This is a genomic window from Streptomyces nanshensis (assembly GCF_001751255.1).
GTDB classification, from domain to species: domain Bacteria; phylum Actinomycetota; class Actinomycetes; order Streptomycetales; family Streptomycetaceae; genus Streptomyces; species Streptomyces nanshensis_A.
Window position 1 is genome coordinate 20,441 of sequence record NZ_LJGW01000291.1, and the last position, 10,969, is coordinate 31,409.

General features: G+C 66.4%; 12 protein-coding genes. 2 read left to right on the forward strand and 10 right to left on the reverse strand.

The window, feature by feature from the left end; all coding sequences use genetic code 11:
* Position 1: 1 nt before the first annotated feature.
* Positions 2 to 700, reverse strand: a complete 699-nt coding sequence (locus tag AN218_RS17035) for a hypothetical protein (RefSeq protein ID WP_070017742.1) — start codon at positions 698 to 700, stop codon at positions 2 to 4.
* Positions 701 to 1,754: 1,054 nt separating this feature from the next.
* On the opposite strand from AN218_RS17035, the gene AN218_RS17040 reads away from it, so the two are divergent.
* Complete coding sequence (locus tag AN218_RS17040) at positions 1,755 to 2,813, forward strand: alpha/beta hydrolase (protein WP_079132259.1); 1,059 nt, start codon at positions 1,755 to 1,757, stop codon at positions 2,811 to 2,813.
* Between the two features lie 263 nt (positions 2,814 to 3,076).
* Here the strand turns inward: AN218_RS17040 and AN218_RS17045 are convergent, their stop codons facing one another.
* The 8 genes from AN218_RS17045 to AN218_RS17080 all read right to left on the reverse strand — a co-directional run bounded on the left by AN218_RS17045 (position 3,077) and on the right by AN218_RS17080 (position 8,725).
* Complete coding sequence (locus tag AN218_RS17045; protein ID WP_070017744.1) at positions 3,077 to 3,688, reverse strand: hypothetical protein; 612 nt, start codon at positions 3,686 to 3,688, stop codon at positions 3,077 to 3,079.
* A 121-nt stretch (positions 3,689 to 3,809) separates the two neighbouring features.
* Positions 3,810 to 4,250 (reverse strand): Pycsar system effector family protein, encoded by a 441-nt coding sequence (locus AN218_RS17050; protein WP_107421484.1) that lies wholly within the window; start codon positions 4,248 to 4,250, stop codon positions 3,810 to 3,812.
* Between the two features lie 25 nt (positions 4,251 to 4,275).
* Positions 4,276 to 5,058 carry a hypothetical protein gene (locus AN218_RS17055; RefSeq protein ID WP_070017745.1) on the reverse strand — a complete coding sequence of 261 codons (783 nt, stop codon included), beginning with the start codon at positions 5,056 to 5,058 and terminating at the stop codon, positions 4,276 to 4,278.
* A complete protein-coding gene (locus tag AN218_RS17060) occupies positions 5,055 to 5,321 on the reverse strand; it encodes a hypothetical protein (RefSeq protein WP_070017746.1) in 267 nt (88 codons plus the stop codon). Before AN218_RS17060 ends, AN218_RS17055 begins: the two co-directional genes overlap by 4 nt.
* Positions 5,322 to 5,729: 408 nt before the next feature.
* Positions 5,730 to 6,245, reverse strand: a complete 516-nt coding sequence (locus tag AN218_RS35495; RefSeq protein ID WP_070017747.1) for a hypothetical protein — start codon at positions 6,243 to 6,245, stop codon at positions 5,730 to 5,732.
* A 147-nt stretch (positions 6,246 to 6,392) separates the two neighbouring features.
* The gene (locus AN218_RS37525) at positions 6,393 to 6,830 is read right to left on the reverse strand and encodes a hypothetical protein (protein WP_070017748.1); all 438 of its coding nucleotides are present in this window, start codon (positions 6,828 to 6,830) and stop codon (positions 6,393 to 6,395) included.
* Between the two features lie 9 nt (positions 6,831 to 6,839).
* Positions 6,840 to 7,226 (reverse strand): hypothetical protein, encoded by a 387-nt coding sequence (locus tag AN218_RS17075; protein ID WP_141747605.1) that lies wholly within the window; start codon positions 7,224 to 7,226, stop codon positions 6,840 to 6,842.
* Between the two features lie 644 nt (positions 7,227 to 7,870).
* Positions 7,871 to 8,725 carry a hypothetical protein gene (locus AN218_RS17080; RefSeq protein WP_141747606.1) on the reverse strand — a complete coding sequence of 285 codons (855 nt, stop codon included), beginning with the start codon at positions 8,723 to 8,725 and terminating at the stop codon, positions 7,871 to 7,873.
* Positions 8,726 to 9,133: 408 nt separating this feature from the next.
* Here AN218_RS17080 and AN218_RS36115 point away from each other — a divergent pair, with 408 nt between their 5' ends.
* On the forward strand, positions 9,134 to 9,454 hold the full coding sequence (locus AN218_RS36115; RefSeq protein ID WP_141747607.1) for a hypothetical protein: 321 nt from the start codon (positions 9,134 to 9,136) through the stop codon (positions 9,452 to 9,454).
* Between the two features lie 595 nt (positions 9,455 to 10,049).
* Here AN218_RS36115 and AN218_RS17090 read toward each other — a convergent pair.
* Positions 10,050 to 10,724 carry a nucleotide-binding protein gene (locus tag AN218_RS17090; protein WP_070017752.1) on the reverse strand — a complete coding sequence of 225 codons (675 nt, stop codon included), beginning with the start codon at positions 10,722 to 10,724 and terminating at the stop codon, positions 10,050 to 10,052.
* Positions 10,725 to 10,969 lie beyond the last annotated feature (245 nt).

A 10,969-nucleotide genomic window follows, 5' to 3' on the forward strand; every position in this document is an offset into this window, starting at 1 on the left:
ACTACGCTGTCCCTTCGTCGTCTTGCCGGGCTCGTGCACGTCGTCGCTCGGCACGCTTCTGTGCCCGCTCGGCGCGCAGTTCCTCGATCGCCTTACGCATGTGCTCGAGCGACGGGTACCGCACGAGGTCCGGCAAGCTCGTGTCAGCGCGAATCTTAGCGATGGTGGAGTGCTGTTCGACCTTCACGTACTCGCCGCCTACGTGTTCGGTCCCGGGGATGAACTCTGCGAGGCGATAGCTGTAGGGCGGATTGAACTGGTAGACGCCGCGCTTGACCTTGAAGACGATGCCGTGCCCCATGATCTCCTGCATGGCCTCGGACACCTTTTGGCGCGCGACGTCCAGCACAGTGCCCATCTCCTCCTGCGTGAGCGGGATACGTCCTCCAGCGCGCTGACAGGCGATCAAGAGAAGAATGATCCGCAGCGGCAGAGCCTCGCGGAAGTATTGAGCGATGAGGAACAGGAACTCCAGGGAGTCCATGGCGAAGGCGTTCGGCTGGTCCGGGCTGCCGTAGAACTCAAGCTGGTGCTGCTTGCGGCCAAGGCTCAGTTTGCGGTCAGGGTACCGCCGCGCTAGTTCGTCCAGGTTGCGAACGGGAGCGAGGGGCTGCGCAAAGGCGGCGAGGGGATCATTCGCTGGCACCTGGGGCCGCGCGCGGTTCGGACGTGCACGGCGGCGCTGCGGCTCAGCTGACACAGGAGGTCCTCAAGTTCCGGGTACGTAGCGCACGCAGTATGTCAGCCTCCCTGACTTCCAGGTCGGCAGGACTGACATTCGGCGTGTCTTGTGTCCCTCGTGAGGGACGCAACTCCGCTTGCGGGTCACGGGGAAGCGCGCATTCGCAGAGAGTCCCCGGCTCCCGTCGAACATGTCAGCTCGCCTGACATTTCATCATGGGCTACGTCAGCAGAGCTGACATTCCACAGAGAGTCTGCCCCCTCACGAGGGACGGAAAGTGGACGATGTGTCGCTCCTGGCGGTACACAGTGTCGGTGCCACCCTGGCCCTGACCTGCAATTATGTCCTCTCCGTACCCTCTAGAGGTGCAGCGCCGTCATTGCTCGACACGCACCAGCACGCATTTCGCCCTATGCCCCATCAAGACTTGCCTGCACGGTTCGGCACATTGCATCCACCCCAGTTGACGGCCGGTACCACCGACAGCACGCCACGACGAACCAGGTCTGTGTACGGGTAGGCGCGCGTATGTCACATCCGCCCCCACCGGTCGCACTTCTCGTGCTTCTCCAGGGCCAACTGCCCAGTGCGGCCCCCGGGGCCGCGCGGTGCGCGAAGGGAGCTTGCGACCGGAGCGCAGGGCAGGCGGCAGCTTGGCGGGTCCAGCGCCGCCTGGGCGCTGGCCGCGTGCGGGGCGGCCCCCGCATCCGGCTCGCCGGATGAACCTCCCGCGAACCTGCATCGCCGCACGATTGCTCAGCCGGGCACTGAGTGCGTCAGCCACCGTCTGTACGAAGAGCCGTCACCTTTTCCGTGCCCTGGTACGGCGGATGCTGCTCGCGCGATATGCGCAAGCCGTCTTCTGTCTCGCGCACAGAGCAGCGGGTGCAGTTCGAATCGAGACCCCCGAAGTCGTCCGCAAGTTCACCCCGTGACGCTCTCCGCGCCGCTCTTCCCGCCCTGTGAACACAAACCCGATGCCAACGCCGTTCAGCTCCGAATCCCGCCACGTCCGCGGCGAACATCTGCCGTTCGCCGCGACGAGCGGGACGATCAGCGGAAGGGCAACGCCATGAGCATCATCGGGATACGACGCGCCGCCACCGCCACCGCCGGGTTGATCACCGCAATCGGTCTCAGTATCAGCCCCGCACACGCCAGCTCCACCACCCACCCCCGGGCCAAGGCATCAGCCGTTCACTGTTCGGAGACGGCTACGCCGGTCAAAGGAAAATTCGGGAAGGGCACGATCCGCGGGACACTCTGCACGCCGGAGAAAGCCCGCACTCTCATGGTGCTGCTGCACGGCTACACCTACGACCGGCACTACTGGGACTTCCCGTACAAGCACAACTCCTACGTCGACGCCGCCACCAAGCGCGGCTACGCCACCCTCGCCATCGACCGGCTCGGATCGGGGAAGTCCACTCACCCGCCCTCTCCCGCCGTGACCTACGGCGGCAACGCACAAACGGTTCACCAAGTCATCCAGGCCGCGCGTAGCGGCCGACTCGGCGACCACCGGACCCGCTTCTCGAAAATCGTGCTCGTAGGTCACAGCTATGGGTCGCTCACCAGCTATCTCACGGCCGGCACGTACCAGAACGACGTCAACGCTGTGATCGCCACTGGCGCGGGCCGCTCCATCAACCTCCCCGGCACCGCCCTCATCGCGGCCGGTCTCCGTCCCGCGTTCCTGGACCCCAAGTTCTCCCACAAGGGCTACGACCCCGGCTACGTGAGCCTTTCCCGTTCCCACCACCGGAAGTTCTTCGCGCCCTCCAACGTCGACGCCGCGGCCGTCAACACCGACTACCGGTTCCGGCAGGCATCCTCTCTCGTGGAGATCACCACCGGTCTCACCTACGGCATCACCAGCGCGGCCCATCACATCAACGTCCCCGTACTCACCGTCAACGGCGACCAGGACACCATCTTCTGCCAAGCCACCAGCAACGACTGCTCCTCCGGCAAGGCACTCGCCGACTCCCAGCGCTCCTTCTTCGGCCCCCGAGCCACCGTCGAAGGGGCGATCCTCCCCGGAGCCGGCCACTCCTTCAACATCGAACGCACCGCCCCGAATGCCTACCGGATGATGCTCGACTTCTCCGACAGGTACGTGAGCCCCTGATCGTTCGGTCACCGACGGCCCGCCCTGGGTCCGAAGACCTGTGATCCTACGAGCGAGAGCGGCGGCGTACGCCAGGGACGGGGCGTCCGCACCGGCGCTCGCCACGGTGAGGCACGTGCCCTCCGCAACCGAGGACGGACCCAACATGTATCTCCGGAAGCGGCCCGCCGCGCTCTTGGACGGCGGGCCTCTGCATGTCACAAGAGGCTGTGCGAGGTGACTTCCGGCATGACGTCCGTCCGGTCACCTCTGGCATGCCGCTCTTAAGGTCCGGTGCGTGCGGTGCCAGGCCCTTGCGCGCCCCGCAGCCACGAGATTCGCAGATCTGCGTACACCACGATCTGTACGGAGAGGACGAGCACGGTCAGGACTTCGCCGACAGAGGCGACCAGGAGCCAGACGTTGAGCGGTCCGGTCGCCCAGTACACGGTCAGAGCGGCGAGGGGAGCGATCGCGAAGAGCAGGAGGTCCGCGGAGAGCTGGAGCCATTTGCGGGAGATCCGGCGGCGGTCGCCGCGGTGCGTAGTCTCCCAGTCGAGGAGGGATGCTGCGTGGCGCGGGGTAGATCCGCGCGTGACGACGCCGTCCAGCCGGGGAGCGAGTTCACACCGTATGTACCGACCTATGGCGCTGACCTTCTGGTCATTCATCAGGTACGTCCAGCCCAGTACGATCGCGACCGGCGGCAGCAGCAACAGTCGTTCCGGGTGCTGGCCGCTGTTGAAGACGGCGGCGAGAACGCCGGCCATGGCTGCCAGGGTCGCGTACATCAGATGGTCCCGGGAGCCGATGCGAGCCGTCTGCTCGCTCTTGAGATGCTGCAGCTCGGCGAGGAGTAACTGCCCCTCGGTGATCTCATCCGGTGATGCTGTCATGGTCCCTTCCATTCGTCGTCGTAGACCTTGCCGGTAGTACGGTGCCGACGAAGGCGCGGGGCAGTACCAGCGCTCCAGGCATTCCTCCGCACCCCGCGAGTGGTCAATTCCTGTTCCCGGATCAGTTGATGACCAGGATCCCGGCGTGTGTCAGCAGCACAAGCCCCGCCAGGGCGCAGTCGACCGCGATACGGATGCGGCGGAACTTTGTACGGGCGGAGCGGGCGAGTGCCTGGACCTCGGCGACACGCTGACCCTGGCTGACCTCCTCCGCGAGGGCGGTCAGGGGGGAGTTGGTGCCAGGTCGGCCAGCCCGCTCGTCCGAGTCGGGCCGTACGGCCAGCAGCAGGATCACGGTGGCGCCCAGCAGCGCGACCGCAGCCATGCTGCCGACCGCGACGACAGCGGGCGGGAAGTGCTCGTCGGCGGCGGCCGACAGGATCGCGGCCAGCGCGCCTCCGGTCAGGGCCAGCAGCAAGGAGGCTTTGCTGTCGCTGCGCAGGGTGCTCGGTGCGGTATCGATCCGCTCCTGCGGCGCGGTCGCCTCGGCTAAGTACGTCACGGTGCTTTTCCCTCTCGGGGTTGGGTTACTGCTCGCCGGTTTCCTGCTCGCCGGCGAAGGCGGCGGGCCAGGGGGTTCCCCGGCCGGGGGTGTCGCGGAGGGCCTGAGCGCGGGCGCGCTCTTGGGCGATCCAGTCGCCGACCTCTGGTGGGGCGTCGCCTTCACGGCGCAGGCGGACGAGGAGCGCCACCCGCGTCTCGGCGATGTCGGCCTGGGCCTGGGGGTCCGGGACCAGCCGGTCTTTGCGGACCCGGTCGGAGGCGCGGGTCTGCTGGAACAGCAGGCTCGTGGTGCTGTGCCGGTTCAGGTGGGCGCTGACCGGATGCGTCTCGTCGCACCACGGGTCGGTTCGGCCGGTGTGCTCGCGCAGCCACCTGTCCAAGCCCTGGGCGGCCCGCTCGGGATCGTTGGCGGGGTAGGGGATGCGGTCATCCGCGGCGGTTCCGTCCGGCCGGACGGTGGTCGGCTCCTCCAGCGGCTCGCGCCAGCGGTCGACGACGTCGTTGAAACGCCTGTGGGCGCTCTGCCTGCTGATTCCGTCCAGCGCCGCGCCGATCGCGTCCCAACTGGTCCCGCGCTCGCGCTCGTAGACCACGGCCCAGCGCAACGTGGCCTCGGCCGAGCGCTGGATCTGCAGTGCCTCCTCGACGAGCCCGCCGGCAGACACGTGCTGATCGGAGCGAGGCGTGATGGCGGCGAGCGCGGCCTCGGCGACTTCCCGGTGGGCGTCGGAGAGCATCAGCCGCGCCAGGCCCTGCTCCGTGAGCGGATGCGGCGCATCCTCCCGCTCACCGTCGAGGGGGCTCATACGCGACGTCCCCAGGTCTGGCCGCGGTGTCCGTACGTGCCGTTCCCGTCGGCGTGCGCCTTGCGGGAGCTGGTCATCTCGTCGGCCACCGGATGTGTCGGCCCGGTGAGTTGACCGGACTGAAGGCGGAGCGTGTAGCCGTCCTCGATGGTGGCGGTCAGGGTCGGGGCCCCTGGTTCGTCGGTGGGGTAGGGGTCGGCGTATTCCTGCAGCGCGGCGGCAAGCAGAGCGCCGCGGTCGTTCAAGTCGAATCCCGATGTCATTTTGTCAGTCTAGGGCTGACATTCTCCTCATGTCAGCCTGGCACTGACAAAGTCAGGGGGGTTGTCCGATTCGAGCAGAGTCGGGGCGTGATTCATACCAACTGCCCGCCGTCAGCACTCCTGGGGGACGGCAGCACGCTCCGCGTCCGGCGAGAGACCACGTCCCTGCTGCGAGCGGGAACCCACGCCACGCGTTCAGGACGGACCAGGGCGGCACCCACGCGGGAGTGCCGCGAGCGGGCGCGTACGACGGCTCGCTGAATCCGGCGTCCGGATCGGGCCCCGGCGGTGGTCCGCCGGCCTCACTCGACCAACCGGGGCCTGCCCGGGTGCCGGTGAGGTTCCGCTGCACGCCCCTGCTCCAACGTCCTCATCCGAGCCGGAAGCGCCGGACCGAGGCACCACAGTTCAGACAGCGTCGAGGATCGGGTAGATGTAGTCGAGGACGTAACGGACGGCGGTCAACTCTCCCCGCACGGCCCCCATGGCCGGCCGCCCGCTCGCGACGTCCCGGAGGTACTTGAGTGCGCGGGCGAGGTAGTCCTCAAGCATCTCCAGAAGCTCGTCGGCATCTGCGGCCTCCGGGGCGAGGCCCTTCGCCGGGCGAGCGCGGCTCGGAACGGGGCCGGCTCCACCAGCCCGGTGTGGTCGGACCCGGTGGGACCGGATCGTGACGATCCAGGCGCTTGCCTCGTCCCGCGTCAGAGCATCGTCGCCTTGAGTGCCCAGAGCCAGGCACAGCCGTTCCGCGAGATGCACCAGCTCCTCCAGCCACTCGCGGGTACTCACAGATGTGAGGAGCGCCGAGACGTGCTCGCCGGTCAATCCGGTGTCCGCGGCCAGCTCACTGACCGGCACCCCCGCGGCCGACAGATGCTTCAGCGACGCCGGGAGACGCCGGTAAGCGTCCGCGAATCCCGCCACGACGGCACGAGCCTCCGTACCAGTAACGACGACCACCCCCTTCCGCCGTCGGCCAGTGTGCCCCGTCGCGGCGTAGTCGTGCTCATTCCCGCCGTGACGGGCCTTCTCGGGTGACGATCCCGATCCCGTGCGCACCGTCGAAGACCGTCACCGAGGGGACCAGGGGAAGCCCAGCCACGCCATGACGCCTTCCTGCTCTGGAGTGCCGTAGCGAGGCAGCCGCCAACGCCCGGCGTCATAGCCGACCGTGTCCGTCCAGCGCTCTGCGAGGGCAACAAGAACGGCCCAGTGGACCGTGATCTGCCGTACACAGGTCTCCAACAGCCTCCGGGACGACTCCTCGTCCCGACGCAGAAGGTCATCCCGGACGCTGAGGGCCTCCAACAGCAGTGCGGCGTTCACTTCAGCCGTCACACCGACCGCCTGTGCCACGCGGTACTCGTCGGCCCCTGCATCATGCCGCCGAGTGATCTCCCCCGTCCGGGAAGCGAGGAAGTCACGGAGCGAGATCACGTCGCCCTGCCTCACCTCGCCGGTGTACCGCAGCGGCCCCTCACGCGCCGGCAACACCATCTGTTCCTGCACCCCTACCCCTCACAACCAGGACGACGGCGGATGCTCCGCCATCCAGGCTTCGGCTTCCCGGGTGCCGTAACCGGTGATCTTCCAACGGTTCGAGTTGAACCCGGGGCTCCCCTCCCACGGTTGCGCGAGATGCACCAACGTGCTCCACATCTCGATGATGTCCCGAACGTCCTGCTCAGCCTCAATCCGGGTCGAGAACGGCTCCGACCCGTCGAGGTCCACCTTCCTGTCAATCTTCTGAAGGAGTTCAGGGCAGTCCAAACGGAAGAACTCGAAAATCGCCGCTGCCGCCCGACACTCGTCGCTGCCCTCCGGGTGCCGCTGCTGTATCCCCCTCAACCGGGCCGTCATGAAATCCCGGAGCGCCTCTACATCGGCCTCCGTCACCTCGCTCATGTACTGCAGCACTCCCTCCGGAGCGGCTTCCGAACCGGCTTCCATCTCACCCTCCCCTGTCACACCTGCACTTCGACTCGATCCTCACCCCAAACCTGCCGTGATCGGTAGTCCAGTCTCCCCGCTCAACTCCAGGACGAGCCGGGACGCGACACAGGCCCTCAGCGCCGTACCCCCGCAGAACATCCCTCCCTCTTCCCTACGTTGCCGTACCTGCGCGCGCTGCTCCGTAGCCAGGAGCGCGACTTCACACGGACACAGGCCGGGCCGCCACACAGCCGCGATAGACTGCGGGACAGCGCCCCTCCTCGCAGAGGGCAAGGTGAGCCGTCGATGCTGAGACTCGCGTTCGCCGCAGGCTCCGCCGTAGACCAAGGAGACCTACCCGGTTCGCAACGCCGCAGGTCACCGCCCACATGGTGACCACAGGGGCAAGAGCTCACGGCTCCCGATTTCGGTCCCTAAGCGAGTACCCGTAAGAAGAAAACTTACGGTTTCGCCCTGGCACCTGGAGGGGGTTGACGACAAGTACACGGTGCGAACCTCCCGACAGATGTCGTGCAACTTCGGCAGCCAGCCGCCGTAGTGGTCGGAAGGGCCGAGGTACGACAAGTACCGTGCTCCCGCTCACGCCACCGACGCTTTCAGTACGCCACGAAAGGTTTCAGTGGGTCCTTCCGTTGGCCACTGAAGATTTCAGTGCCCAGCTCAGGGCCCTGCCGACTGAGATCTTCAGTGGCGTCCGGCATCTCCTCCCTCGTCCGAGGTGAGTCCGATGAGGGCAGAATCGCCTCATGCGTGAACCTGATCCCATCCCACGCCACGTCAACCGTGACGACCTGGTCGCCGCACTCCACCGACGGCACGCCCACGACGCCACACGACTTCCCCGACGTGAGAATCTGCTCGCGCTTTTGGAGTACCTCAGCCTCCACGCCGGCGAACTGGAGGCACCGAAAAGCTCGAAGCAGCCCGCCGCGGACGTCAAGCAGGACTTCGTCGACGCGCTCTACCTCAGCCGTCTCATCGAGCTGGACCTGATCTGCTTCAAACGACGCCTGTACGTACGCGGCCTCGCCCACGACCTGAGCGCCCGCCAACTCGGCAAACCCGAAGGACTTCGCTCGCGCCCCGCGATCAGAGACCGCATCAAGGCCTTCCGGCAACGCCAGGAGGCTGCCGAGAGGTTCATGACCCTCACCGAATACCGCAAGCACGAGAAGACCGGCGCCCTCCCCGTCAACCGGCCCGATCTTCTCTATGACGTCGCGGAACGGCTCGTCGCCCACGTCCACGATTCCCGCTCCGGAGGCAGCGTCGCCACTGACGAAGACGTCGAGGACTCCGCCGAAGGCATCGCCTTGACCCTCCAAGGCGCGACGGAGTATCAGGCCGGCAGTGTTCGACGGCAGTTGACGGACCTCATCGAAGAGATCGACCACGCCGCGCAAGAGCAAGAGGTCGAACCAGCAATTGGTGCCGCCGTCGGAGATCTCCAAGCCGCGCGAGAGTGGCTGGAGCAGGACGGGGCGAGTAGCGGTCGAGGGCATCGTCCGGGTCACCCAAATTTGGGTGACCCGGGGAGCGACTAGGGAAGGATTACGGCCGGATCGGAACCGAGAAGTCACCCAAATTTGGGTGAGGAGGGTTACGTAGTAAGAGGTTGTCGGACAGTAGCCTCCGTGACCAAGGACGCAGCTTGTGCGATCGCGGCCAACGTGTCCTGGGGTACGTCGTCGCGGCCTCGGATCTCGGTTTCGATCCTGTTGAGGGTATGCACGACCGCGATGCCCCAACTCTGTCCCTCGGGGGAGGTCGCAGTGCGGCCGCCCAAATTTGGGTGACCGTCTTGCTCGTCACCCAAATTTGGGTGACGTTCCTGGCTGCCTTCGGCGGAAGGTGAGCCAGTGGCCTCGCTGCCGCTGTTGTCGTGGGGCGTTGGGGGAGTGGGCTCCTCTCCCGAAGTCGCCTTCGGCGCTGAAGCTGGCGTGGGGGGAGCGCCGGAACTCGTAGCACTCACAGGTGTGCTCGTAGCTGCCGAGCCTCCTTCTTCGGCCCTGCTCGGCCCCGTGTTCTCCTCCGATGACCTCGGGGCCGCAAGAGCCTTGAGGCTGTCCTGGTACGCCGTCACTGACAGCGGAGCTGCGGACGCAGCAACAACGGCCCTCAACTTGCTCGCCGTGATCCGGTGGCCGTTCTCCTTCGCCCAGATGCGCAACCTGGCATAGCCGCGGCTGGTCTCATCGAGACCAGCCCGCTCCGCCACGGGAAGCAACGCCCGAACGTGTGAGTCGGCCACCGGCAGCGGTTTGTGCCCGAGCTTCTGCCACTGCTTACTGATCGCGGCGGCGAGAGGCCACTCCTGGATCATGCGGTTGGCGTCGGACTCGGTGTAGTCGAGTTCCTCATCCAAGAACTCCGGCCAGGTCCGCCCTCCCTGCCGGTGGAGCTTCCGGGCCTTCATCGATTCGAGTGCCTTACCGCGCATCCATGAGGCTTCATCTGCATGAACGAGTGCTCGCATGCACTTGTCGAGGTCATCCAACTCCTCCGTGGACAGATCGCCTGTGGCGTCGACCTCGACCGGGTCAGGGATGAGGTCCGGAGTGAAGGGCTGCGGACGCGTCTGGGGTGTGGATGCTTCCGGGGCGCCCGACACGGCCGTCTCAACCTGCTGGCCGGTCTCTCCAGGGACGGGGGAGGGAGGGGGGGATCCGGAGTCGGAGAAACCGCCCGGAACTGCCGCTGCTTCAGGCGACTGGCCGCTCCCTGCGCGAGCCGTGCGGTTGTTGAGGTTCTTGAGATTTGAGGTCCTGCGGCGGCTCACTTGATCAAGCCCTTCCTCTCCAACTCGGTCACGAGCGCACCGAAGTTGGTGTCGTCGGCGTCGTAGACCGGCCCCAACGTGGAGTTGGCGAACTCCTCGTTGCGGGGAATCGTCGTCGTGAGCACGTTCCAGCCGAGGTCCTTGAGTTTGTTCCGGTACGCCCTCGTCGAACCGGCGTTGTGAACAACACGGTTGAGGAGGACCCAGGCCGGGGGAGCTACGGTGGTCTCCCGTAGCGGCGCACTGCGGGTGATCATGTCCTTGAGTGGGGTTCCTTCCATCGGCTCTGTCAGGCGCTGGAAGTCGGACGACGTAGGCGACATGTGCACCAGCGCAAGGTCCGCGACGCGCAACAGACTGTCCGTGATCTCGGGGTGGTTCTCGCTGTGACCGCAGTCGACGACACCGATGACGTTATCCGGCACGCTGTGCTGATGGTGGAACCGAGGCGTGGCGGCAGACACGATCTCGAAGGGGAACCCGACTCCCTTGCCCTCGCCCTCGGCTTTCTCCTCTACAGCCTTCGCGTCCTCGTGCCATTGGATCCATTGCTGCGAGTGATCCGCGTCGAAGCCCTTTACGCGGTGCCCCCGCTCGTATAGCGCCTTACTCAGCCATCCGGAGTTCGTTGTCTTCCCCGCCGTACGGGGAGAGATATTGACGATGAACATGGGCCCGACCCTAGCGGCGGGCCCACCCGGAACACTCCACGGAGTCGCCGAATCGTCCGAATCCTTCCCAGAATCCACAAGCCGTGCGTCGTCGTCAGGTACGTCCACTTTTCTTTGCACCCCCTGAGCGCCACCGACAGCACGGTTGAGCAGGCTGCTTCATGTTCATGAGACGGTGTCTCCTCGTGACCCGGTGAACCAGGAGAGGCAGCAACACGTGGCTCGGGGACAGGGCGCCGTACGGG

Excerpts from the sequence above, each read along its gene's own strand:
- AN218_RS17040 (WP_079132259.1), top strand. The coding sequence starts at position 1,755 with ATGAGCATCATCGGGATACGACGCGCCGCCACCGCCACCGCCGGGTTG.
- AN218_RS17045 (WP_070017744.1), bottom strand. The coding sequence starts at position 3,688 with ATGACAGCATCACCGGATGAGATCACCGAGGGGCAGTTACTCCTCGCC.
- AN218_RS17055 (WP_070017745.1), bottom strand. The coding sequence starts at position 5,058 with ATGAGCCCCCTCGACGGTGAGCGGGAGGATGCGCCGCATCCGCTCACG.
- AN218_RS17060 (WP_070017746.1), bottom strand. The coding sequence starts at position 5,321 with ATGACATCGGGATTCGACTTGAACGACCGCGGCGCTCTGCTTGCCGCC.
- AN218_RS17075 (WP_141747605.1), bottom strand. The coding sequence starts at position 7,226 with ATGAGCGAGGTGACGGAGGCCGATGTAGAGGCGCTCCGGGATTTCATG.
- AN218_RS17090 (WP_070017752.1), bottom strand. The coding sequence starts at position 10,724 with ATGTTCATCGTCAATATCTCTCCCCGTACGGCGGGGAAGACAACGAAC.